We start from the raw sequence: 21,320 nt of genomic DNA, 5'->3' as shown, positions 1-21,320 counted from the left end.
CGATCGCCATGCTGATATCTCAGACATTGACAGCCGTTGCTTTAACCCTCGTTGCTTCCCTTGTTTTTGCGCAAACCCCTATTACCGCAGCTGAGGCCACTCCGGCGCCGGGCGATGTTCCGATGAACATGTTTCTCAGCGTGCCGGCGTATGTGCCGGTGGATTATCAAGGGGGTGTACCGCCCAATACGGTGTACTCGATCGCCTGGCTCGATCTGACCCGGGAACCGCTGGTGGTGACGGCGCCGAACACCGAGGCAAGTGTCTACCTGCTGCCGATGCTCGATATGTGGAGCGATGTTGTGGCTTCGCCTGGCTGGAGCACGGCGGGAACCGAAGCCGATCACTTTCTGGTGACGCCGCCGGGGTGGACCGGAACCGTACCTGTGGGCCTGGTTCATCTGCCGGCGCCCAGCGCTGTGGTCTGGATCATCGGTCACAGCAAAACCGATGGCCCCTCAGATGAAACCTCCGTGCAGAAGATCCAGGCTGGCTACTCCGTGACGCCTTTGTCGCGGTTGGGAAATGCCCCTGAGGCCGTCCCAGTGAGGGTTGAGCCAGCCCCGGCCATCAAGCCGCTGCCGAAGATATGAGTCATTGGAGGAGGTCGTCATGAATCTCAACAGAACACTGACCGGTGTGTTGATCACAGCCGGACTGCTTGGCTGCACTCACTCATCCAGTCAGTCGGTGAACCTGGCGCTGCAAGCCACCGGCAGGAATGCCGGGCAGGTCGGTCGCGTGACGTTGACCGACATGGGCGATAAAACCAACTTCAACTTCTACATCACTGGTGTACCCACCGGCACCATCTTGCCGCCGCGGCTCTACAGCTTCGTCAACCAGGGCAGTTGCCAGCAACCGGGGCCCGTCGCCTTCGCCATGAACGATCAGGTCAACACGCGAAGCGATGCCGGGACCAAGGGGTGGAGTTTTTATCGCAGTGCGCCGATATCGTTGACCCATCTGCTGGCGGGCGCGCATTCGATTGTGGTGCGCAGTGCGCCGTCGGATGGCGACGGCGATATTTTCTGCGGTGACGTAGCGCAGGCGAACCGATGATAACGGCGAGCTTGCGGTTCCAGATGTTCTCCTCATCAAACCCTGATTTTCCAGGAGCATTGCCCATGAAGCTATCCCGTAACCTGTTTGTCGGCGTGACATTGGCGGTTCTGTTGCTCGGCGGTTGTACCTCGAAAGTGACAGAGCGCGCTCAATACTCGGGCTTTCTTCCCAACTACAACAACCTCAGTGAAGTCACCACCACCAGCGGCGAGAAGGCCATGCGCTGGGTCAGCCCGTCGTGGAATCCGAATGCGTACGACACGGTGGTGTTCAACAGGCTGGAACTTTATCCGGCGCCCAAGCCCAACGAACGGGTGAACCGGCAGACCCTGGACGAATTGCAGAGTTACATGACCGGCAAGGCCAAAAGCACGCTGGGGCAGAAATACCGGGTGGTGAGCAGCACGGCACCTGCCGGCTCCAAGGCGCTGATCCTGCGTGCCGCGATCACCGGCGTGAGTGCGTCCAACGAAGGCATGAAATGGTACGAAGTCGTCCCTATCGCGGCCGTGGTCGGGGCGACTCAGGCGGCTACCGGTTACCGCGATCAAGACACCAACCTGTTCATCGAAGCCGAATTCATCGACGCCAAGACCAACCAGACCGTAGCCAAGGTCGTGCGCAAGGTGTTCGGCACCCAGTTGTCGAACGAGAGCGAGAAAATCAGCACCAAGGACTTCAAGGCTGCGATCGATAAATTGAATGCCGATCTGGCGGCGTTTATTCGCTGATCAACGCATGACATGCAGGAGTTTCACTCGCGATGGTCGTTGGCGTAGACGCTGGCGGCCTGATGCCCGGCGGTGGCTCTGACTCCATCGCGAGCGTGCTCGCTCCTGCATCAACGCTGCATCAGGTAGAGCGCAACCTCAGTATCTGCGCGCCATCGAACGGGTCGGTCAGGTAATGTGCCTGCACGCCAAAGGTGTCGAGCAACCGTTGCGGCGTCAGCACCTCAAGCGGTTTGCCGAGCGCCACTAACCGGCCGTGATCAAGCACCGCCAGGCGATCACACGTCAGCGCCTGATTGAGGTCATGCAGTGCAATCAATGTGGTGACAGGCAATGACTGCACCTCGCGAAGAATCGCCAGTTGATGCTGGATATCCAGATGATTGGTCGGCTCATCCAACAACAAGATCTGCGGCCGTTGGGCGAGGGCTCGGGCGATGTGTACGCGTTGGCGCTCGCCACCCGACAGGCTGCGCCAGGTGCGCTTGCTCAGGTGCGCGGCATCCACGTCATGCAACGCCTGGCGGACAATGGCGTCATCTTCGCTCGACCATGGGCTCAACGCTGACAGCCACGGTGTACGCCCCAACGCCACCGCATCAAATACCCGAATGGCCTCGTCGGTATCCGCCTGTTGCTCGACCACTGCCAACTGCTGCGCGATGCTGCGTCGCGACAGCTCGCCCAAGCGCTGGCCACCCAGGCGCACGTCTCCGGTCGCCGGTGCACGCAACCCGGCCAGCAACTTCAGCAGCGTCGATTTGCCCGATCCATTCGGGCCGACGATGCCCAGGGTTTCGCCCAACCGGACCTCAAGATCAATGTCATTGAGCAGTTCGGCGTCCCGCACGCGAAAGCCCAGGCCAGAGCAGCTCAAGACACTCATCGAGCATTCCTCCGACCAATCAGAATCAGCGCAAACACCGGTGCGCCAACCAGTGCGGTAATCACACCGACCGGAATCACCTGACCCTTGATCAAGGTTCGCGATAACACATCCGCTGCAATCAGGAACAACGCACCGCCCAAGGCGCTGGCCGGTAACAGCCGCGAATGCCCGGTGCCCAGCATCAGCCGAGCCGCATGGGGAATCACCAGCCCGACGAAGCCGATGGAGCCGACAATCGACACCATCACCGCCGTCACCAGCGCTGCGCAACCAATGAGCACCAACTGCACGCGCCGTACCGCAATGCCCAATGACGCCGCCGAGTCGACGCCAAAGGTAAACGCATCCAGCGCACGCCGATGCCATAAACACACGACCAGGCCAGCGACGGCCACCGGTACCGCCAGCCACACCGACGGCCAGCGCACACCACTGAGATTGCCCAGCAACCAGAACAGAATGCCGCGCGCCTGCTCGGAACTGGCGGACTTGGTGATCAGGAATGCGGTCATTGCATTGAATAGTTGCGACCCGGCAATGCCCGCCAGGATAATCTGCCCGGTCCCCCCCGACGTACCGCTGACTCGCGCCAGCAACACCACCAGCGCAAAGGCGGTCATGGCGCCGACAAAGGCCCCCGCCGACAACGTCAGCAAACCCGCGCCGACACCCAGCAACGCTACCAGGACGGCACCCGTCGAAGCACCCGCGCTGATGCCCAGCAGATAAGGTTCCGCCAACGGATTGCGCAACAAGGATTGCAAGATGACTCCGCACGTCGCCAGCCCGGCGCCGCAAGCGGCGGCCACCAGCGCTCGGGTCAGGCGGTAGTTCCAGACGATGCCTTCATCGATGGGGTTCAGCGCATAACCCGCGCCCCACAGTTTATTGGCCAGCACCTGGAGCACCACGAGCGGGTCGATGGGCGTTTCACCAATGGCAACACCTGCCAGCACCGCCAGCGACAGCATCACCAGCGCAAGCAATGTACGTATCAAGGCTGCAGTCATTTCGGCAGATCGTAACCGTCGATGGCCGTGGCCAGTTGCTCGAGGCCGTCGAACATCCGAGCGCTGGCCTGCAAGGCCATGGCGTCGACGATGATGATGCGGTTGTGCTTCACCGCGTCCATGTTGCGGGTGACCGGATCGCTGCGCAGGAAGGCCAGTTTTTTCTCATGGTCATCCGCCGGGAAGCGGCGACGGTCCATGCGTGCGATCACCAGGAAAGTCGGGTTGGCCTTGGCGATGGTTTCCCAGCCCACGGTTGGCCATTCTTCATCGGAGTCCACCACGTTACGCACGCCCAGGGTGCTGAGCATGAAGTCCGGAATGCCCTTGTGCCCGGCCACAAACGGATCGACGTTCATGTCGGTGCTGGAAAACCACACCAGGGCACTGGCCTGTTTGACACCTTTTTGCTGGACCTTGGCCACGGAGGCGGCCAGCTTGGCTTTAAGCTCGGTGACCCACTGCTCGCCACGGTCCTGCACGTCGAAAATCTGTGCCAGTTGCTCGATGCTCTTGTAAATGGTGTCAATGCGAAACGGCTCCAGGCGCGTGCCGTCGGCGCCTACCCGATTGTCCTTGCCCTCGCAGTCGGACGGGAGCAGGTAGGTCGCGATCTTCAGTTCATGAAACTGTTCACGGGTGCCGACCGCGCCTTGTGGCCCGACCATCCATTCGAACTCCACGGTCACCAGTTCCGGACGCTTGCCGATCACGGCTTCAAAACTCGGCTCGTTGTTCGCCAGGCGTTCGACCTTGTCGTTTTGCGTCTTGTAAGCCGGCAGCACATCGTTGAACCACAGCGAAGTGGCGGCCACCTTGTTGCCCAGGCCCAAGGCATACAGCATCTCGGTGCCGGCCTGGCCAATCGTCACGGCGCGGGTTGGCGCGTGAGCAAAGGTGAGGGGAGTGCCGCAGTTGTCGATGGTCAGCGGGTACTGCGTCGGGGCGGCTTGTGCGAAGGCGCACAGGCCAAGGCTGGTGAACAGCGCAGTAAGGCGGGGCAACAGCATGGGGCAATCTCCATTTGAACCGGACTTGAAACGGGCGCGGTACGGGTCTGGAAACACACCATCGAACGCTGCTGTAAAAGCTGGGCAAGGCCGCTCGGCACGGATGTCCTCCCCGGACACCCCGCCGGTTAGTGATTTGCTTGGCCGGCAGGTCTCCTGACTGATGCGTCGTCGCCACGCTCCAGCCTTCCCGGATCAGGTCCAGTGACTATCGAGGAGCAGGCTCAGCATCTACAGTTGCGGGGGCAGTTTCGATTGACGCCCGTTGCGGCGTTTCGAATTCCCTATTAGTCCCGTTCGGGAACCGGCGGCGTATGGTAGTCGATCAGGCCGCCGAGGGGGAACGTGGTTTTTTTCACCTTGTACGCCGTGAACTTTTAACGGGTCAGCACCCGTCCAAGTTCCAAATACACCGACACAGGGACCGATCATGACCATGACCTTCTTCATCTTCCTCCTGGCCTGCGCGGCGGCCGCCAGCACCGGTGTGCTGTTCAAGCCGGGCGAGTGGTACCAGTCGCTGGTCAAGCCAGGCTTCACGCCGCCCAACTGGTTGTTCCCGGTTGCCTGGACGATCATCTACCTGCTGCTCGCCTGGGCCGGCTACCGCTTGAGCCTGATCCCCGGCAGCCAGATCGTGTTGGCACTCTGGGCCGCGCAAATCGCGCTCAACACCTTGTGGACGCCGGTATTCTTCGGCGCGCATCACGTGTTGGCGGGGATGGTGATTCTGGTGGTGTTGTGGCTGGTGGTCGCGGCCATGGTCGTCATGGCCCTGCGCCTGGACCTGATTACCGGTTTGATCCTGTTTCCCTACCTCGCCTGGCTCTGTGTCGCCGCTGCGCTGAACTTCTCCATTCTGCGTAACAACCCTCGATAGTTTGTTACGCGGTGTAAGAACAGAAGTGCCCGGGACGTGATTTATCCGCGTCCCGGGCAAAAATTATCATCGCGTTCCAGTTCGCAGGCGGTGCGCCGCGACAGCTTTGAGGGAACGCACACATGAAAACCATTGGCTTACGCCACGCTCTCCACGCCTTGCTTCTCGCCGCGACGACCACCACCCTCTGCGCTCCCGCGAACGCCGAGGCGCTGGACAACAAGCAATTTTCGTCAATGCGCAGCGAAGATGTGCAATGGCAGGGTTTTCCCGCGTTCCCCGACGGCGCCAAACTGGCGGTGATCGTTGGCAACCCGAGTCAGTCGGGGCCTTATGTGGTCAGGGTCAAAGTACCGAACGGCTTGAAACTGATGCCGCATACCCACTCGGAAGATCGCATCTATACCGTCATTTCCGGCGTGTTCTATATCGGCCAGGGCAGCACCTTCGACGCCGACAAACTTGTGGCCTACGGGCCGGGCAGTGTGGTCGTGCTGCCGGCGAACACGCCGCACTTCCCACTGGGCGAAGTCCGGTGAGTATGTGTCGCAGGTGTATGGGATCGGGCCTCTGGGGCTCAAGTACATCAATGACGCGGATGACCCGCGTCACGACAAGTAGCCCATTGGTGTGTCAGCTGAGCAACGAAAACCGCAGACGCGGCAGTTTAAAGGCCGTCACGCTGGATGGGGTGGACTCGCGACGTTGATCGACGATCATCTGGCCGATTTCCAAACCCAGCTCTGCAGCATCCTCACGGGTCACGAACCTCAGCGCCGGCGTCTCGCGCGCCTCCCGGATTTCCTGGCCGTCGTACCAGACCGAAACGGTCGTGGTGTGATGGCTCTGCAGGCTTTGGGCCTCGCGGGGTTCCACTTTGATGGGGCCAAACGTTTCGACGAGGATTTCGTAGCCCAGGTAAGTCGCTTGTTTGATTACGGCTGAAGGTTGTGCGGTCATTGCTGCTTTCCATAGCTCTACATCGGACAATGGAAGGCAAAATACTCGAAAATTGGCGCAATGCCAAACTGATATCATGACAAAATGATTACAGTCAATAACCGAGGAAATTGCTGGGTTTCAGGGGAGGGTGGGCTGACCGGTATCCGCATGGAGTGAACCGGCCCGTGGTACGCGCGCCACCCTGAGGCTCGCGGAAGGCTTGGCGCTTTGGAAATATCGGGCGCCCGATGGTCAGTACCGGTAACCCACATTAATCATGGCCGCAGCGCCACCCAGGATTACCAGCTCGGCACCGACCGGCCCGTAAAACGTGCCAATCGCCGGAACAAGTACCGGTGCAACGCCGTAGCGATTGAGTGGAATCCGGTCCTTGTATTTGCCTTTGTAGCCATGAACCAGACCGCCACTGAGCTTGGCGTACACCGGATACTCGTCAGCCACCCAACGATGCCCGTAATAACCGTAGTACGAGCGCTGGTCGAAGGAGTTGAGAAACGTCGCGCCTCCCCAAAGCGAGCCGTCTTCACGATTGCGTTCTACGCCGATCAGCTTTTGGCGGTTGTTGTGATCAGGATCGGGTTTCCAGTGTTTGGTGTAGGCGCTTGTCTGGAAGTACCAGGACTCTCCATCCATGGCGAAGGCACATGGGCTGATCAGGAGTGCGCCCAGGGTGAGCAGTAGAGGTTTCATCGATCACCATTTTTCGGCAGCAGGCGGGAATGCCGAACAAGCGTGCCATCGAAAACGGTGACCATCCGGTCGTTTGGTTTGCCGGACGTTTCGTTCGAAATGATTGGTCATACGCTGTTTTATTTCGAGAACCTTTTCGCACCCGCGACACACACAATGACCGCCAACGTCACTGCAATCATGCCAACGCTCACGTATTCATGCAGTAGCCCGGCCGCCAGGGCCAGACCGAAAAAAGGTTGCAGTAATTGCAGCTGGCCCACGGCAGCGATGCCACCTTGGGCCAACCCGCGATACCAGAATACAAATCCGATCAACATGCTGAACAGTGACACATAACCCAGGCTGAACCACGCCGAAAGGCTGACACCGGTGAAGGAAGCGGGTGCACGCCACACGCTTAGTAACACCATGGCCGGCAACGCCAGCACCAGGGCCCAGGAAATCACCTGCCAACCACCCAGCGTGCGTGACAGTTTTGCGCCCTCGGCGTAGCCCAGGCCGCAGGCGAAGACGGCCAGCAGCATGAGGATGTCGCCGGTGGGGTTGGCGCTCAGGCCTTGGGAGAGGGCGTAGCCGGAAACGAGCATGCTGCCCAATATCGAGAACAGCCAGAACGCCGGGCGTGGCCGTTCGCCTGTGCGAATGACGCCGAAAAGAGCGGTGGCCAGCGGCAGCAGGCCAATGAAGACAATGGAGTGCGCCGAGGTAACGTATTGCAGGGCCAGGGCGGTCAGCAGCGGGAAGCCGACCACCACGCCGAGCGCGACAATCAGCAGCGGTAGAAGTTGATGGCGCGTTGGGCGTTGTTGCTTGAGCAAGGTCAGCAGGCCCAGGGCGAGCAAGCCGGCGATAGTGGCGCGCATGACCGTGAGAAAAACCGGGTCAAACTCCAGCACGGCGACCCGGGTAGCGGGCAGGGAGCCGCTGAAGATGAGCACGCCAATAAGGCCGTTCAGCCATCCACTGGCTGATTTCTCGCGGGGCTGGGTGCTGAGGTGAGTGGCTCTTTCCATGGCGTTCGCTCGGAGGTGGTTGGGTGGCAGGTGCCGTGGGTGCATCGTGGGCCGCGCCGGGCCGACAATCAAAAAATTGTCATGGATACACCGGCACGTCGTAGTGATCGTTCCTCGACGCGACCCACCCCTGCGCATACCGATACATCGCCGTGTGCGCCTGGCGGAGGGGCATCTTTGGGACTGCAGCTGAGGTAGAGGCTGGACAGCGCCTGGCCTGAGCGAGTATCAAGACAATCTGCCAATTGTCCTGGATGTCCGCCGATGCCTCGCTTGCGCTACAAGTCACTGGTCGACACCTACGCCGCCGACATCCGTTCGGGACGCCTGTCGCCGGGCACGCGTCTGCCGCCGCATCGCCAGTTGGCCGCCGAACACGGCCTGGCGCTGGTGACCGCCAGCAGGGTGTATGCCGAGCTGGAGGCCATGGGACTGGTCAGTGGCGAGACCGGTCGCGGCACCTTTGTGCGGGAGATGTCACTGCCCATGGGGCAGGGGGTGAGCCAACACGTAGTGGCCGTGGGGATGGCCGATCTCAACTTCAACTATCCGTCGCTGCCGGGACAGGCGGATCTATTGCGCGTGGCGTTGCGCCAGTTGGCATTGTCCGGGGACCTGGAAGCCCATCTGCGTTATCAACCCCATGGCGGTCGCTTGCATGAGCGCGCATCGATCGCCCGGCACCTGGTCTCACGAGGGGTAAGCGTAGAGGCCGAGCAAGTGTTGATCGTCAGCGGCGCCCAGCATGGCCTGGCGGTGACGATGATGGCGCTGCTCAAGCCAGGGGATGTGATTGCGGCGGATGCAGTGACCTACACCGGGTTCAAGGTGCTGGCGCAGTCACTGCATCTGGAGATTGTGCCGATACCGGTGTCGGACAATGGGCCGGATCTTCAGGCACTTGAGGTGTTGTGCCGCAGGCGCTCGGTGCGGGCGGTGTACACGATGCCGACCCTGCACAACCCTTGCGGTTGGGTGATGGATCTGGCGTGGCGCAATCGGTTGGTGGCGATTGCGCGGCAGAATGATCTCTTGATTATCGAAGACGCGGCCTATGCGTTTCTGGTGGAGAATGCGCCTTCACCGGTCTCACAACTGGCGCCGGAGCGGACGGTGTATGTATCGGGGTTTTCCAAGAATGTTGCCACCGGGTTGCGGGTGGGCTTTGTCGCGGCGCCGTTGGAACAGGTGCCGGCGTTAGAGCGAGCGATACGGGCGACGACCTGGAACACGCCCGGGGTGATGACAGCCATTGCCTGCGGATGGATTGACGATGGCACCGTCGCTCAACTGGAAGCGCAAAAACGTGCGGATGCGCAGGCTCGGCAGGCATTGGCCGCCGAACTATTGAGCGGTTTGCGCTGCATGACGCATCCATCCTCGTACTTTCTGTGGCTGCCGCTGGGCGAGGATGCTCGGGCGGATCAAATTGCGGTGGAGCTGATGCATCAGCAGGTCGCTGTGTCCACGGCCGAGCCGTTTGCCACCTCGGTACACGTGCCCCACGCGATTCGGCTGGCTCTGGGGTCGGTGGACCTGGATTCGTTGCGCGATGCGTTGATCAAGGTCAAGCGGTTAGTCGGCGCGTATTGCTGACACAAACAGCCCCTGTAGGAGCGGGCTTGCCCACGATGGCGGTGTATCAGCCAACACAGATGTCGTCTGGTTTATCGCATCGCGGGCAAGCCCGCTCCTACAGGGGGCAATTTTCTTCAATACGCCAACCCTACCGCTCTTTATCTTCAAGCCTCTGGTTCAACTGAAGAGAAGAAGACAACCATGAGTCTGATCATGTCGATGGCCGCATTTGCCCTGGTGGCCTCCATCACGCCCGGCCCGGTGAACATCGTGGCGCTTAGTTCCGGGGCGCAGTTTGGCTTTCGCGCCAGCCAGCGGCATGTGGCCGGGGCGACATTGGGGTTTGTGTTGTTGCTGGTGTTGATGGGTTTGGGTTTGCATGAAGTGCTGGAGCAATGGCCGCAGCTGACGCGGATCGTGCAACTGGCCGGCGTGGGGTTTCTGTTGTTCATGGCCTGGAAACTGGCCGCAGACAGCGGCCAACTCGATGCGAAGGATTCGACGCGGGCGCCGTCGATGGTGTATGGCGCGGTGATGCAATGGCTCAACCCCAAGGCCTGGCTGGCCTGCGTCGCGGGTATGGGCGCGTTTGTCGCCGATGGTGAAGCACGGCTGATCTGGCAATTCGCGGCGGTGTATTTGGTGATCTGCTACCTGTCCGTCGGCTGCTGGGCCTACGCCGGGACTTTCTTGCGTGGCTACCTGAATAATCCCAAAGGCATGCGTCTGTTCAATCGTGCCATGGCAGGGTTGCTGGCCTTGAGCGCGGTATACCTGCTGTTGCCCTAAGCGTCGCGATATTGGCCTGGTGTCGCCGCCAGATGCTGTTTGAACGCCCGCTGAAAATGCGCCTGATCGGCAAACCCGGCTTCCAGCGCCACATCGGCAATCAGCCGGCCGCTGCGCAGGCGCTCGCGGGCGAACTGAATGCGCCGATTGACCAAAAAGGCATGGGGTGTCATGCCGTAATGCTGCTTGAAGGCGCGTATCAGGTAGGACGGCGACAACTGCGCTGCGTCGCAAATGTCCTCGAGCTTGAGCATCCGCGTGCAGTTATCTCGGATGAAGTCCGCCGCACGCTCCAACTTGAAATTTGGCTCGCGCAACGATTGTTCGCCCGGGTTGAGGCGCTGCTGCACCTCGGTGAAAAACTCGACGATCGCGGACTGTTTGCCCAGTACTTCGCACTCGCTGTCGATGAGCGTGGCGTGCAGCGCCTCAAGGCCGTGAAACAGGCCAATGTCCTGCGTGTGGGTGGCCGCAAAGCGTCGAAATTCAAGGTCCTGACCAAACCCAAGCTGATGCTGCAAATCGGTCAGCCACGCCGTTTCGACGTAGAGCATCAAATAGGACCAGGGCTGGTCATCGATCGGGTTGCAGGCATGCACATCGCCTGGATTCATCAACACTACGGTACCGGCGCTGACCTCGAACGACGCTTGCTCATGGAGGTAAGTACTGCGGCCGGCCGTGATTGCGCCGATGGAAAAGTGTTCGTGGGAATGCCGGCTGTAGCAAACCTCGCGGCCGTCGGCGATGGAGCGGGCTTCGATGAAGGGCAGGGCGTCGTCGCGCCAGAAGCGTGGGGCCTTGTCGGTATTTTTGGCGGTGGACTTCATCGTTGCTTCCTCGGCATATCCGAAGAGCAGTGTATGCGCTGCGTCGTCAGAAAACACAGCGTGGTACTCCGACGGTCGTTTATGGATGTCATGCGGGTTGTTGTCATTAAGACTTGAATCCGCGTCATGTTGACCAGTTTCCTGTGCGGTCAATTTGACCATTTGCGGATTAAGCTATTGATTTTATTGACGATGAGATTTGGCACGAATGGTGAAATAACCCACGTACAACTGGTCTGGTTCAGGAGTACGAAAAATGTTCGCCTATTTCAACGATCCACATAAAGTCCTCCACCTGTCGAGTGAAGTCCTGATCGCGGGGCTTGCGATGCTGCTGGTTGGCATCTATGGCGCTTACCTCTATACCGGACACCTGTCGATCGTCGTTCAGGTCGCGATGCACGCCATGACCATCGTAGGCCCGACGCTGATCAAGATCGGCTACGTCATGCGCCTGCTGTCGCAACACCGTTTGGGCAAAGGGGTGATCCGCACAATCACCGCGTAATCCCGGACGCTGCCTACCCCGTAGGAACGAGCGTGCTGGTGGTAAATTTCTTGAGATCTGCCTACATGGATTGAGCTGCTGCCGACGCGATTGGAAGACGTGCCTGATAGAACACGCAGAAATGGTGAAGCCGTAGAGCTGTTACCTTGGTCGTTCATCCAGTCTCGGACACTAGCCATGTCAAATCCAATGACGTTACCTCAGCTTCAGAGTGTTATTTTTAGCACTTCTAAAAGCACTCTTGGGAACACCCTTATGCCACATATCGTGCTTTCGCATGTTGTAGCGAGCATTTCGGAGCTGAAGAAAAACCCGATGGGCACTGTCGCCGCCGGGCGGGGGCAGCCGGTCGCGATCCTCAACCGCAACGAACCTGCCTTTTACTGCGTCCCGGCCAAAGAATATGAAAACTTGATGAATCGGTTAGACGATCTTGAGTTGGTCGCCTTATGCAAGGAACGAGAGAACGATCCCACCCTCCGGATTTCGATTGATGACCTATGACTTGGCGTTCTCTGAGAAGGCCTGGAAAGAATAAGTGTATAAGGAGGCAAGCGATCGTTCAGTTCGAGACGAAAACTAAATGCCGCCTTTGCTGACAATCCACGCTTTCGCCAGTTCGATAAAGGCCCGCAGTTTCGGCTGAGTTTGCGTGCGGCTGGGAAAGTACAGGTACAGTGCAGAACTCAGCGGCACGAACGGTTGCAACACGCGCTCGAGTCGGCCGTCCGCCAATTCTGCCGTGATCTCCAGGTCGCAGGCATAGATCAGTCCGCAACCACTGCGTGCTGCCGATACCAATAGTTGTCGATCATTGACGATAATGCCCCCTTCGACACCCACCGTGAAGTCACGCCCCTCCCGGCGGAATTCCCAGCGGTGTGCATTGCCTGACGTCGAGAAGCGAAAACCGATGCATTCATGGTCAGTGAGGGCTTCGGGGCTTTCCGGCCGCCCGACCTTGGCGAAGTACTCCGGGGAACCGACCACCGACCATTGCAGATCAGGGGTCAGGCGCACGGCGATCATGTCTTTTTCGATGGATTCGCCCAGCCTGATCCCGGCATCAAAGCCGCCCGACATCAAGTCCACCGTGGCGTCATCCAAAGAGATGTCGAGGGTCACTTGCGGGCAAGCCTCTCGAAACAGCGGAATGAGCGGCTCGATCAGTAACGCCCCTGACAACCGTGGCGCAGTGATGCGAAGCGTGCCCATGGGCTGGTCGCGATAACCGCTGAGCATCGCCATTGCTTCGTCAATTTCACTGGCCGCTGGGCGTAGCCGGGCGAACAGGCTGACGCCGGCCTCGGTCAACGCCACCCGCCGGGTGGTGCGTTGGAACAACAGCACGCCGGTGCGCCGCTCCAGCAGCTTGATCGCGTGGCTGACCGCCGTCGGTGTTACCGCCAGGCGGGTGGCCGCGAGGGTGAAGCTCTTGTATTCAGCCACCGCGAGAAACTCGGTCAAGCCATCGAACGGATCATGGTTCATTGCGGGCGCCATTATGAAAGAACGTTTCATAGTGCTTGTAGCATAAGGGCGTTTTTCCGGGCAATCATCCTGCGTACCTTGTGCCTACCCCAACGCAAACAAGGAAACACGATCATGACCGCTTCCAATACGTTTAACCGCATCTGGCTTATCACAGGCGCTTCCCGTGGCATTGGCGCGAAGATCGCGGCCGCGGCCCTGGCCAATGGTGACGCAGTGGTCGCCACCGCCCGCGACGCGTCCAGCATCACTCAGCGTTTTGGCCAACAGCCCGGCTTGCTTGCTGCCAGCCTTGATGTGACCAATGAAGCTCAGGGCATCGCCGTGGCCCAGCAGGCCATTGAGCACTTCGGGCGCATCGATGTGCTGGTCAACAATGCCGGCTTCGGTGTGCTCGGAGCTGTGGAAGAGGCCTCCGCCGATGAAGTGCGTCGCGTGTTCGAGACCAACGTCTTCGGTCTGCTTAATATTACCCGCGCCGTCCTGCCGCACATGCGCGCCGCACGCAGCGGCCACGTCATTAACCTGTCGTCGGTGGGAGGCTACCAATCGGGAGCGGGTTTTGGTGTCTACTGCTCGACCAAGTTTGCGGTCGAAGGCCTGACCGAGGCCCTTTACGCTGAATTGGCACCGCTGGGCATCAAGGTGACCGTGGTCGAACCAGGCTATTTCCGTACTGAATTCCTGGAAGGCAACTCGCTGGTGGAATCGCCGTCGACGATTGCCGATTACGACAGCACCGCTGGCGAAGTGCGTCGGATGGCCAAGAGCGTGAGCCTGAACCAGCCAGGAGACCCGGACAAACTGGCCCAGATCATGATCACCCTGGTGCAGGCGCCGAACGCGCCGCTGCGGCTGCCTCTGGGCAGTGACTGCGTGGCGGCCATCGAAGAGAAAAACAGCTTTGTTGCGGGCGAGTTGCAGGCCTGGCGTGAGGTGTCGGTGTCCACTGATTTCTAAGGCCAGACCCAGCCCCCCTGTAGGAGCGAGCTTGCTCGCGATGCGATATGACAGACACGGACAAGGTGACTGACACACCGCATCGCGAGCAAGCTCGCTTCTACAGGTCATGAGCCCCTCCAAAAGACCTTCGGTCCGTTACCGGGGAGTCATACCGACTACGTGCCACTCTAAAGAACATACCCACTACTGGAGTATGTAATGCTGATTTCCGGCAAACCGCTTAAACACGGTGCCAGCGCATCACTGTCGTTGTCGCCGCAACAGATCCGCACCACCCTGCGGGACCTGGCCCGCACGGCCGAGCAGCAAGTGATGGGCGTAACCATGGCCAGCATGGACGAGCTGACCTTGCTCTCCAACCGTCACGGTTTCACCGCACTCGCGCAACTCGGTCTGGACGCCTGCCAACACCTCGAAATTCCAGCCACGCTGGTGCACTTCGATCTGGACAACTTCAAGCACATCAACTATTTGTACGGCCGCGCCGAGGGTGATGATGCGCTGAAGACCTTTGCCGACGTGTTGCGAATCGCCTTTCGTGAAAGTGACGTGATCGGGCGGTTGGGTGATGATGAGTTCGTGGCCCTGTTGACCGGTGCAAGCGCCGTAGACCTGGGCGCGATCAGGGGACGCCTCGAGGAGATCCTCGATGAGCGCAATGCGACGATGCGACGCGGTTATGCCATCAGGTTCAGCATGGGCCAGGTGGAATATGACCCCGGGCGACATGGCGTGGTGGAGGCGATGTTGCTTGAGGTCGAGAGTTGTTTAATGGCGTAGGGTGAGGCGCTTCCCCGGGTGTCATCTATTTGGCAAACAACTGCCCAATATCCTTGAATGCCTTGAATTCCAGGGCATTGCCGCAAGGGTCGAACAGGAACATGGTCGCCTGTTCTCCAACCAGCCCCTTGAAACGAATCCCCGGTTCGATCACAAACCGAGTTTCACGCGCCTTCAGTCGCTCGGCCAGCGCTTCCCACTCGGCCATTCCCAATACCACGCCAAAATGCGGCACCGGCACGTCGTGCCCATCGACGGCGTTGGTGTGTGCGGCTTCCTGTGAGGCGTTCTTCGGCGCCAGATGGATCACCAATTGATGGCCGAAAAAGTTGAAGTCGACCCAGTGATCACTGGAACGACCTTCTTCAAGGCCAAACACCTCGCCGTAGAAGCTCCGGGCGGCTTGCAGGTCGTAAACCGGGATGGCCAGGTGGAAAGGGGACAATTGCATGGTCGAGTCTCGCAGGCGATGGGGTCAGTGCCGTTGAGTTTAGCGCTGTGCTTTTTGATTGAAAGACGATAGTTTTTGCGTCGAGCTCAAATTATTTCGATCAATCGGGGGCATTATGCTGCGAGAGCTGAAGACGTTCATCGCGGTGGCGCGCTACGGTACGTTCGCGGCGGCAGGCATGCACATTGGACTGACGCAGTCGGCGGTCAGCGCCCAGATGCGTAACCTGGAGCAGGCGCTGGGCATTCGGCTATTCGACCGCACTGGACGGCAGGCCATTCTCAACGCGGCGGGGCAACGGGCATTGCCGATGGCCAGGGAAATGCTGGACACCTTCAGCCGCATGGCGGTCACCGAAGATGTCAGCGAGTACCGAGGCGAGCTGAAAATCGGCGCGGTCGCCACGGCCCAGACCGGTTTGCTGCCCCAGGCGTTGCTGCGCCTGCGCCAACAGGCACCGCTGCTGGAACCGAAACTCGTCCCTGGCGTTTCGCTCAATTTGCTGAGCCAGGTGGACACTGGCGAAGTGGACCTGGCGATCCTGATCAAGCCGCCATTCGACCTTCCCAAGGAATTGTCGGCCCAGGTCATCCGCCGCGAGCCGTTCGTGCTGATCGTCCCGCTCACACTGCAAGGTGATGATGCCGTGCAATTGCTGACTGAGCATCCGCATGTACGCTACGACCGCAATTCCTTCGGCGGGCGTTTGGTGACGCGGTTCCTGCGTGAGCAGCAAATTGACGTGCAGGTGGCGCTGGAGCTGGACGAACTGGAGGCCATCGTGAAAATGGTCGAATGCGGGCTGGGAATTTCACTGCTGCCCGAGGCCGGGTTGTGGCTGGAATATGGGGCGAGGGTCAGGGTCATCCGCTTGGGTGAATTGACCTTCTACCGCGACATCGTCCTGCTGCAGCGCTACAGCCAGAGGCAGCAGCCGATTCAGCAGTTGTTTGCCGACTGCTTGATGGCATTGCCCCTGTAGGAGCGAGCATGCTCGCGATGGATTCAAGAGCACCGAGGGGTATCAGACCACCCCCGTCATCGTTGACGACCATCGCGACGGTTCGACGCCTCGACATGCTCGCTCCTACAGGGGGGGCGCGTGGACATAAAAAACCCGCCATCAGGCGGGTTTTTTATCAGGCAAACCGATGGTTACTCTTCGATGCTGCCCATGGCGGTAGTGTTGAAGCCACCGTCCACGTACATGATTTCACCGCTGATGCCGGACGCCAGGTCCGAGCACAGGAAGGCGCCGGCGTTGCCGACCTCTTCGATGGTGACGTTACGACGCAGCGGGGTTTGCGCTTCGTTGGCCGCCAGCATCTTGCGGAAGTTCTTGATGCCGGAAGCGGCGAGGGTACGGATCGGGCCGGCCGATACGCAGTTGACGCGAGTGCCGTCCGGGCCCAGGGACCCGGCCAGGTAACGTACGCCAGCTTCCAGGGAAGCCTTGGCCATGCCCATGACGTTGTAGTTAGGCATGGTGCGCTCAGCGCCCAGGTACGACAGGGTCAGCAGGCTGCCATTGCGGCCTTTCATCATTTCGCGACCGGCCTTGGCCAGGGCGACGAAGCTGTAGGCGCTGATGTCGTGGGCAATGCGGAAACCTTCACGGGTGGTGGCTTCGGTGAAGTCGCCGTCCAGTTGGTCGCCCGGTGCGAAGCCCACGGAGTGCACGATGCAGTCCAGACCGTCCCACTTCTTGCTCAGTGCTTCGAAGACCTTGGCGATCTCTTCGTCGCTGGCCACGTCGCACGGGAAGCACAGCTCAGGGTTCGAGCCCCAGCCTTGAGCGAATTCTTCAACACGACCCTTGAGTTTGTCGTTCTGATAAGTGAAGGCAAGCTCAGCGCCCTCGCGATGCATGGCGGCGGCGATGCCGGATGCGATGGACAGCTTGCTGGCGACACCGACGATCAGTACGCGCTTACCGGCGAGAAAACCCATGTGTTGCTCCTCTTTCAGGTTATTGCGCAGTGGCTGGAGCCAGGAAAGCGGCTTCCAGCAACTGCTGTGTATACGGATGTTGGGGGGCGGCAAAGATACTTTGCGCGTCTCCCTGTTCGACCACTTGGCCATGCTTGACCACCATCAGTTGGTGGCTCAGCGCCTTGACGACAGCCAGGTCATGGCTGATAAACAGATACGTCAGGTTGTACTTGCTCTGCAGTGAACGCAAAAGCTCCACCACTTGACGCTGCACTGTCCGGTCGAGTGCCGAAGTCGGCTCGTCCAGCAGGATCAGCGCCGGTTTCAACACCAGTGCCCGGGCGATGGCGATACGCTGCCGTTGCCCTCCGGAAAATTCGTGGGGGTAGCGGTTCCGGGTGTCCGGGTCCAGGCCTACCTCCTTCAATGCCGCGATTATCGCTTGTTCCTGTTCCGCTTCGGTGCCGATCTTGTGGATCCGCAGGCCTTCGCCGACGATCTGGCTCACGCACATCCGTGGGCTCAGGCTGCCGAACGGGTCCTGAAACACCACCTGCATCTCGCGCCGCAGTGGCCGAACCTGTTGTTGCGTCAAACAGTCTAGCTGCTTGCCTTCAAAACGGATCGCACCCTGGCTGGCGATCAACCGCAAAATCGCCAGGCCCAGCGTGGATTTGCCGGAACCGCTCTCGCCGACAATGCCCAGCGTCTGCCCCTGGGGCAGGCTGAAATTGATTCCGTCCACTGCCTTGATGTGGTCGACGGTCTTTTTCAGCAGGCCTTTCTTGATCGGGAACCACACTTTCAGGTCCTCGACCTGCAGCAAGGGCGGGCCAATCACGTTGGTCGCAGGCTTGCCGCTGGGCTCCGCTGCCAGCAGCTCCCGAGTGTACGGATGCTGCGGCGAACGGAACAACTCTTCGCACGATGCCTGTTCGACGATGCAACCGCGCTGCATGACACATACGCGATGCGCAATTCTTCGCACAAGGTTCAAATCGTGACTGATCAGTAACAGTGCCATGCCCAGACGAGCCTGCAATTCCTTGAGCAATTCAAGGATTTTCAGTTGCACGGTGACGTCCAGCGCGGTGGTCGGCTCGTCCGCGATCAACAGCTCTGGTTCGTTGGCCAGGGCCATCGCGATCATTACCCGTTGACGCTGGCCGCCGGACAATTCATGGGGCAGGGCCTTGAGGCGCTTTTCAGGCTCTGGAATGCCGACCATCTCCAGCAGTTCAAGGGTACGTTTGGTGGCGACCTTGCCGACCAGTCCTTTATGGATGCCCAGCACTTCGTTGATCTGCTTTTCAATCGAGTGCAGCGGGTTGAGCGAGGTCATCGGCTCCTGGAAGATCATCGCGATCCGGTTGCCCCGAATGTGACGGATGGTCTTGTCTTTCTGGTCGAGCAGGTTCTTTCCGGCGTATTCGATGGTGCCGGACGGGTGCCGGGCCAGCGGGTAGGGCAACAGGCGCAGGATTGAATGGGCGGTGACTGATTTGCCGGAACCGCTTTCACCCACCAGCGCCAGGGTTTCGCCACGCTTGATATCGAAGCTGATGCCTTCCACGACGCGCTGACAGTGTTCGCCGACGACAAATTCGACGGCGAGGTCGCGCACTTCGATCAGATTGTCCTGATTCATTTCACTTCCTCGGGTCGAAGGCATCGCGAGCGGACTCGCCGATGAACACCAGCAGGCTCAACATAAGCGCCAGCACGGCAAACGCACTCATGCCCAGCCAGGGCGCCTGAAGGTTGGATTTGCCCTGTGCCACCAGTTCACCCAACGACGGTGCGCCAGGTGGCAGGCCGAAACCCAGGAAGTCCAGCGCCGTCAGGGTGCCGATTGCGCCGGTGAGGATGAAGGGCATGAAGGTCATGGTCGATACCATGGCATTGGGCAGGATATGGCGGAACATGATCGCACCATTCTGCATGCCCAACGCCCGAGCGGCTCGCACGTATTCCAGGTTACGCCCACGCAGGAACTCGGCGCGGACCACGTCCACCAGGCTCATCCACGAAAACAGCAGCATGATGCCCAGCAGCCACCAAAAGTTCGGCTGTACGAAACTGGCCAGGATGATCAGTAGATAAAGGACCGGCAAGCCTGACCATATTTCCAGGAAACGCTGCCCCGCCAGGTCGACCCAACCGCCATAGAAACCCTGCAACGCGCCGGCAATCACGCCGATGATCGAGCTGAGCACGGTGAGGGTCAGGGCGAACAATACGGAGATGCGGAAGCCGTAGATCACCCGTGCCAGCACGTCGCGGCCCTGGTCGTCGGTGCCCAGCAGGTTGTCCGCCGAGGGCGGTGCGGGCGCCGGGACTTTCAGGTCGTAATTGATGCTCTGGTAGCTGTAGGGAATCGGCGCCCACAGTACCCAGGCGTCCTTGGCCTTGAGCAGTTCGCGGATGTACGGGCTCTTGTAGTTGGCCTCCAGCGGGAATTCGCCACCGAAAGTGGTTTCCGGGTAGCGCTTGAGCGCCGGGAAATACCAGTTGTTGTCGTAGTGCACCGCCAGCGGTTTGTCGTTGGCGATCAGTTCGGCGCCGAGGCTCAGGCCAAACAGCACCAGGAACAGCCACAGCGACCACCAGCCACGCTTGTTGGCCTTGAACAGTTCGAAACGTCGGCGATTGAGAGGGGACAGGTTCATCTCAATGCTCCCGGCTTTCGAAATCGATACGCGGATCGACGAAGGAATAGGTCAGGTCGCCGATCAGTTTCACCAGCAAGCCCAGCAAGGTGAAGATGAACAGCGTACCGAACACCACCGGGTAATCGCGGTTGATCGCCGCTTCAAAACTCATCAGGCCCAGGCCATCGAGGGAGAAAATCACTTCCACCAGCAGGGAGCCGGTGAAGAAGATGCCGATGAAGGCCGACGGGAAGCCAGCGATCACCAGCAGCATGGCGTTGCGGAACACGTGGCCGTAGAGCACGCGGTTTTTTGTAAGGCCCTTGGCCTTGGCGGTGATCACGTACTGCTTGTTGATCTCGTCCAGGAAGCTGTTCTTGGTCAGCAGGGTCATGGTCGCGAAGTTACCGATCACCAGCGCGGTCACGGGCAGCGCCAGGTGCCAGAAGTAGTCGAGGATCTTGCCACCCATGCTCAGCTCGTCGAAGTTGTTCGAGGTCAGGCCGCGTAGTGGGAACCAGTCGAGGTAGCTGCCGCCGGCAAATACCACGATGAGCAGGATGGCGAACAGGAAGGAGGGGATCGCATAGCCGACGATGATCGCCGAGCTGGTCCAGACGTCGAAGTGGCTGCCGTGTCGCGTGGCCTTGGCGATCCCCAGCGGGATCGACACCAGGTACATGATCAGGGTGCTCCACAAGCCGAGGGAGATGGACACCGGCATCTTTTCCTTGATCAGGTCGATGACCTTGGCGTCGCGGAAGAAGCTGTCGCCGAAGTCCAGGCTGGCGTAGTTCTTGATCATGATCCACAGACGTTCCGGCGCCGACTTGTCGAAGCCGTACATGTGTTCGATTTCCTTGACCAGCGCCGGGTCCAGGCCCTGCGCGCCGCGGTACGAGGAACCCGCTACCGAGACTTCGGCACCGCCGCCGGCAATGCGGCTGGTGGCGCCTTCGAAGCCTTCGAGTTTGGCGATCATTTGCTCGACCGGCCCGCCGGGAGCCGCCTGGATGATCACGAAGTTGATCAGCAGGATGCCGAACAGCGTCGGGATGATCAGCAGAAGTCGCCGAAAAATATACGCCAGCAT

At 59.9% G+C, this 21,320-nt stretch carries 25 protein-coding genes and 1 riboswitch; of the genes, 12 read left to right on the top strand and 13 right to left on the bottom strand.

The window, feature by feature from the left end; translation table 11 throughout:
• Window positions 1-122 precede the first annotated feature (122 nt).
• The 3 genes from AB4N64_RS11580 to AB4N64_RS11570 all read left to right on the top strand — a co-directional run bounded on the left by AB4N64_RS11580 (window position 123) and on the right by AB4N64_RS11570 (window position 1,796).
• Window positions 123-593, top strand: a complete 471-nt coding sequence (locus AB4N64_RS11580) for a DUF1254 domain-containing protein (RefSeq protein ID WP_460125579.1) — start codon at window positions 123-125, stop codon at window positions 591-593.
• 19 nt (window positions 594-612) lie between these two features.
• Window positions 613-1,062, top strand: a complete 450-nt coding sequence (locus AB4N64_RS11575) for a hypothetical protein (protein ID WP_460125577.1) — start codon at window positions 613-615, stop codon at window positions 1,060-1,062.
• Between the two features lie 65 nt (window positions 1,063-1,127).
• Complete coding sequence (locus AB4N64_RS11570) at window positions 1,128-1,796, top strand: DUF3313 domain-containing protein (protein ID WP_460125575.1); 669 nt, start codon at window positions 1,128-1,130, stop codon at window positions 1,794-1,796.
• A gap of 121 nt (window positions 1,797-1,917) precedes the next feature.
• Here AB4N64_RS11570 and AB4N64_RS11565 read toward each other — a convergent pair whose 3' ends face one another.
• Genes AB4N64_RS11565 through AB4N64_RS11555 form a run of 3 tightly spaced genes read right to left on the bottom strand, consistent with a single transcriptional unit; the run spans window position 1,918 to window position 4,705 of the window.
• On the bottom strand, window positions 1,918-2,682 hold the full coding sequence (locus AB4N64_RS11565; protein WP_460125573.1) for an ABC transporter ATP-binding protein: 765 nt from the start codon (window positions 2,680-2,682) through the stop codon (window positions 1,918-1,920).
• On the bottom strand, window positions 2,679-3,683 hold the full coding sequence (locus AB4N64_RS11560; protein ID WP_460126718.1) for a FecCD family ABC transporter permease: 1,005 nt from the start codon (window positions 3,681-3,683) through the stop codon (window positions 2,679-2,681). The genes AB4N64_RS11565 and AB4N64_RS11560 overlap by 4 nt, the downstream gene beginning before the upstream one ends.
• A gap of 8 nt (window positions 3,684-3,691) precedes the next feature.
• Window positions 3,692-4,705: an ABC transporter substrate-binding protein gene (locus AB4N64_RS11555; RefSeq protein ID WP_460125571.1), complete on the bottom strand. Its 1,014-nt coding sequence runs from the start codon at window positions 4,703-4,705 to the stop codon at window positions 3,692-3,694.
• 129 nt (window positions 4,706-4,834) lie between these two features.
• Window positions 4,835-5,029, bottom strand: a riboswitch (cobalamin riboswitch).
• A 112-nt stretch (window positions 5,030-5,141) separates the two neighbouring features.
• Between AB4N64_RS11555 and tspO the strand changes: the two genes are divergently transcribed.
• Entirely contained in the window at window positions 5,142-5,585 is a 444-nt protein-coding gene (gene tspO / locus AB4N64_RS11550; RefSeq protein WP_460126716.1) for a tryptophan-rich sensory protein TspO, read from the top strand.
• Window positions 5,586-5,707: 122 nt separating this feature from the next.
• Window positions 5,708-6,124 (top strand): cupin domain-containing protein, encoded by a 417-nt coding sequence (locus AB4N64_RS11545; RefSeq protein ID WP_460125569.1) that lies wholly within the window; start codon window positions 5,708-5,710, stop codon window positions 6,122-6,124.
• Between the two features lie 94 nt (window positions 6,125-6,218).
• On the opposite strand, the gene AB4N64_RS11540 is transcribed toward AB4N64_RS11545, so the two are convergent.
• From AB4N64_RS11540 to AB4N64_RS11530, 3 genes are all read right to left on the bottom strand, one after another.
• Window positions 6,219-6,545 carry a hypothetical protein gene (locus tag AB4N64_RS11540; protein WP_460125567.1) on the bottom strand — a complete coding sequence of 109 codons (327 nt, stop codon included), beginning with the start codon at window positions 6,543-6,545 and terminating at the stop codon, window positions 6,219-6,221.
• 234 nt (window positions 6,546-6,779) lie between these two features.
• Entirely contained in the window at window positions 6,780-7,238 is a 459-nt protein-coding gene (locus AB4N64_RS11535) for a sn-glycerol-3-phosphate transporter (RefSeq protein ID WP_460125565.1), read from the bottom strand.
• A 119-nt stretch (window positions 7,239-7,357) separates the two neighbouring features.
• On the bottom strand, window positions 7,358-8,254 hold the full coding sequence (locus tag AB4N64_RS11530; RefSeq protein ID WP_460125563.1) for a DMT family transporter: 897 nt from the start codon (window positions 8,252-8,254) through the stop codon (window positions 7,358-7,360).
• A gap of 264 nt (window positions 8,255-8,518) precedes the next feature.
• Here AB4N64_RS11530 and AB4N64_RS11525 point away from each other — a divergent pair, with 264 nt between their 5' ends.
• Window positions 8,519-9,850, top strand: coding sequence for an aminotransferase-like domain-containing protein (locus AB4N64_RS11525; RefSeq protein WP_460125561.1), 1,332 nt, complete (start codon window positions 8,519-8,521; stop codon window positions 9,848-9,850).
• Window positions 9,851-10,033: 183 nt separating this feature from the next.
• Window positions 10,034-10,621, top strand: coding sequence for a LysE family translocator (locus tag AB4N64_RS11520; protein WP_460125559.1), 588 nt, complete (start codon window positions 10,034-10,036; stop codon window positions 10,619-10,621).
• Here AB4N64_RS11520 and AB4N64_RS11515 read toward each other — a convergent pair.
• Window positions 10,618-11,451 carry a helix-turn-helix transcriptional regulator gene (locus tag AB4N64_RS11515; RefSeq protein ID WP_460125557.1) on the bottom strand — a complete coding sequence of 278 codons (834 nt, stop codon included), beginning with the start codon at window positions 11,449-11,451 and terminating at the stop codon, window positions 10,618-10,620. The two genes, AB4N64_RS11520 and AB4N64_RS11515, sit on opposite strands and share 4 nt — an antisense overlap.
• A gap of 256 nt (window positions 11,452-11,707) precedes the next feature.
• Here AB4N64_RS11515 and AB4N64_RS11510 point away from each other — a divergent pair, with 256 nt between their 5' ends.
• On the top strand, window positions 11,708-11,959 hold the full coding sequence (locus AB4N64_RS11510) for a transmembrane sensor/regulator PpyR (RefSeq protein WP_460125555.1): 252 nt from the start codon (window positions 11,708-11,710) through the stop codon (window positions 11,957-11,959).
• Window positions 11,960-12,214: 255 nt separating this feature from the next.
• Window positions 12,215-12,463 (top strand): type II toxin-antitoxin system Phd/YefM family antitoxin, encoded by a 249-nt coding sequence (locus AB4N64_RS11505; protein ID WP_460125553.1) that lies wholly within the window; start codon window positions 12,215-12,217, stop codon window positions 12,461-12,463.
• 75 nt (window positions 12,464-12,538) lie between these two features.
• Here the strand turns inward: AB4N64_RS11505 and AB4N64_RS11500 are convergent, their stop codons facing one another.
• Window positions 12,539-13,450 carry a LysR family transcriptional regulator gene (locus AB4N64_RS11500; protein ID WP_460125551.1) on the bottom strand — a complete coding sequence of 304 codons (912 nt, stop codon included), beginning with the start codon at window positions 13,448-13,450 and terminating at the stop codon, window positions 12,539-12,541.
• A gap of 114 nt (window positions 13,451-13,564) precedes the next feature.
• Here AB4N64_RS11500 and AB4N64_RS11495 point away from each other — a divergent pair, with 114 nt between their 5' ends.
• Window positions 13,565-14,410, top strand: coding sequence for an oxidoreductase (locus AB4N64_RS11495; protein WP_460125549.1), 846 nt, complete (start codon window positions 13,565-13,567; stop codon window positions 14,408-14,410).
• 201 nt (window positions 14,411-14,611) lie between these two features.
• Complete coding sequence (locus AB4N64_RS11490; RefSeq protein WP_460125547.1) at window positions 14,612-15,193, top strand: GGDEF domain-containing protein; 582 nt, start codon at window positions 14,612-14,614, stop codon at window positions 15,191-15,193.
• Between the two features lie 25 nt (window positions 15,194-15,218).
• Here AB4N64_RS11490 and AB4N64_RS11485 read toward each other — a convergent pair whose 3' ends face one another.
• On the bottom strand, window positions 15,219-15,644 hold the full coding sequence (locus AB4N64_RS11485) for a VOC family protein (protein WP_460125545.1): 426 nt from the start codon (window positions 15,642-15,644) through the stop codon (window positions 15,219-15,221).
• 115 nt (window positions 15,645-15,759) lie between these two features.
• Between AB4N64_RS11485 and AB4N64_RS11480 the strand changes: the two genes are divergently transcribed.
• Window positions 15,760-16,626 carry a LysR family transcriptional regulator gene (locus AB4N64_RS11480; protein WP_460125543.1) on the top strand — a complete coding sequence of 289 codons (867 nt, stop codon included), beginning with the start codon at window positions 15,760-15,762 and terminating at the stop codon, window positions 16,624-16,626.
• Between the two features lie 173 nt (window positions 16,627-16,799).
• On the opposite strand, the gene fabI is transcribed toward AB4N64_RS11480, so the two are convergent.
• Genes fabI through AB4N64_RS11460 form a run of 4 tightly spaced genes read right to left on the bottom strand, consistent with a single transcriptional unit; the run spans window position 16,800 to window position 21,320 of the window.
• The gene (gene fabI / locus AB4N64_RS11475; RefSeq protein WP_056727657.1) at window positions 16,800-17,594 is read right to left on the bottom strand and encodes an enoyl-ACP reductase FabI; all 795 of its coding nucleotides are present in this window, start codon (window positions 17,592-17,594) and stop codon (window positions 16,800-16,802) included.
• A 19-nt stretch (window positions 17,595-17,613) separates the two neighbouring features.
• Window positions 17,614-19,224: an ABC transporter ATP-binding protein gene (locus AB4N64_RS11470; RefSeq protein WP_460125541.1), complete on the bottom strand. Its 1,611-nt coding sequence runs from the start codon at window positions 19,222-19,224 to the stop codon at window positions 17,614-17,616.
• Between the two features lies 1 nt (window position 19,225).
• The gene (locus AB4N64_RS11465) at window positions 19,226-20,245 is read right to left on the bottom strand and encodes an ABC transporter permease (RefSeq protein WP_460125539.1); all 1,020 of its coding nucleotides are present in this window, start codon (window positions 20,243-20,245) and stop codon (window positions 19,226-19,228) included.
• A gap of 1 nt (window position 20,246) precedes the next feature.
• Window positions 20,247-21,320, bottom strand: a complete 1,074-nt coding sequence (locus tag AB4N64_RS11460) for a microcin C ABC transporter permease YejB (RefSeq protein ID WP_460125537.1) — start codon at window positions 21,318-21,320, stop codon at window positions 20,247-20,249.

Source organism: Pseudomonas sp. S2_C03 (assembly GCF_054668405.1).
Note: the sequence above shows the minus strand (reverse complement) of the source record. Positions and strands in the feature narration are given on the sequence as shown.

Excerpts from the sequence above, each read along its gene's own strand:
- AB4N64_RS11580 (WP_460125579.1), top strand. The coding sequence starts at position 123 with ATGAACATGTTTCTCAGCGTGCCGGCGTATGTGCCGGTGGATTATCAA.
- AB4N64_RS11575 (WP_460125577.1), top strand. The coding sequence starts at position 613 with ATGAATCTCAACAGAACACTGACCGGTGTGTTGATCACAGCCGGACTG.
- AB4N64_RS11570 (WP_460125575.1), top strand. The coding sequence starts at position 1,128 with ATGAAGCTATCCCGTAACCTGTTTGTCGGCGTGACATTGGCGGTTCTG.
- AB4N64_RS11565 (WP_460125573.1), bottom strand. The coding sequence starts at position 2,682 with ATGAGTGTCTTGAGCTGCTCTGGCCTGGGCTTTCGCGTGCGGGACGCC.
- AB4N64_RS11555 (WP_460125571.1), bottom strand. The coding sequence starts at position 4,705 with ATGCTGTTGCCCCGCCTTACTGCGCTGTTCACCAGCCTTGGCCTGTGC.
- tspO (WP_460126716.1), top strand. The coding sequence starts at position 5,142 with ATGACCTTCTTCATCTTCCTCCTGGCCTGCGCGGCGGCCGCCAGCACC.
- AB4N64_RS11545 (WP_460125569.1), top strand. The coding sequence starts at position 5,708 with ATGAAAACCATTGGCTTACGCCACGCTCTCCACGCCTTGCTTCTCGCC.
- AB4N64_RS11540 (WP_460125567.1), bottom strand. The coding sequence starts at position 6,545 with ATGACCGCACAACCTTCAGCCGTAATCAAACAAGCGACTTACCTGGGC.
- AB4N64_RS11535 (WP_460125565.1), bottom strand. The coding sequence starts at position 7,238 with ATGAAACCTCTACTGCTCACCCTGGGCGCACTCCTGATCAGCCCATGT.
- AB4N64_RS11530 (WP_460125563.1), bottom strand. The coding sequence starts at position 8,254 with ATGGAAAGAGCCACTCACCTCAGCACCCAGCCCCGCGAGAAATCAGCC.
- AB4N64_RS11525 (WP_460125561.1), top strand. The coding sequence starts at position 8,519 with ATGCCTCGCTTGCGCTACAAGTCACTGGTCGACACCTACGCCGCCGAC.
- AB4N64_RS11520 (WP_460125559.1), top strand. The coding sequence starts at position 10,034 with ATGAGTCTGATCATGTCGATGGCCGCATTTGCCCTGGTGGCCTCCATC.
- AB4N64_RS11515 (WP_460125557.1), bottom strand. The coding sequence starts at position 11,451 with ATGAAGTCCACCGCCAAAAATACCGACAAGGCCCCACGCTTCTGGCGC.
- AB4N64_RS11510 (WP_460125555.1), top strand. The coding sequence starts at position 11,708 with ATGTTCGCCTATTTCAACGATCCACATAAAGTCCTCCACCTGTCGAGT.
- AB4N64_RS11505 (WP_460125553.1), top strand. The coding sequence starts at position 12,215 with ATGCCACATATCGTGCTTTCGCATGTTGTAGCGAGCATTTCGGAGCTG.
- AB4N64_RS11500 (WP_460125551.1), bottom strand. The coding sequence starts at position 13,450 with ATGAACCATGATCCGTTCGATGGCTTGACCGAGTTTCTCGCGGTGGCT.
- AB4N64_RS11495 (WP_460125549.1), top strand. The coding sequence starts at position 13,565 with ATGACCGCTTCCAATACGTTTAACCGCATCTGGCTTATCACAGGCGCT.
- AB4N64_RS11490 (WP_460125547.1), top strand. The coding sequence starts at position 14,612 with ATGCTGATTTCCGGCAAACCGCTTAAACACGGTGCCAGCGCATCACTG.
- AB4N64_RS11485 (WP_460125545.1), bottom strand. The coding sequence starts at position 15,644 with ATGCAATTGTCCCCTTTCCACCTGGCCATCCCGGTTTACGACCTGCAA.
- AB4N64_RS11480 (WP_460125543.1), top strand. The coding sequence starts at position 15,760 with ATGCTGCGAGAGCTGAAGACGTTCATCGCGGTGGCGCGCTACGGTACG.
- fabI (WP_056727657.1), bottom strand. The coding sequence starts at position 17,594 with ATGGGTTTTCTCGCCGGTAAGCGCGTACTGATCGTCGGTGTCGCCAGC.
- AB4N64_RS11470 (WP_460125541.1), bottom strand. The coding sequence starts at position 19,224 with ATGAATCAGGACAATCTGATCGAAGTGCGCGACCTCGCCGTCGAATTT.
- AB4N64_RS11465 (WP_460125539.1), bottom strand. The coding sequence starts at position 20,245 with ATGAACCTGTCCCCTCTCAATCGCCGACGTTTCGAACTGTTCAAGGCC.
- AB4N64_RS11460 (WP_460125537.1), bottom strand. The coding sequence starts at position 21,320 with ATGCTGGCGTATATTTTTCGGCGACTTCTGCTGATCATCCCGACGCTG.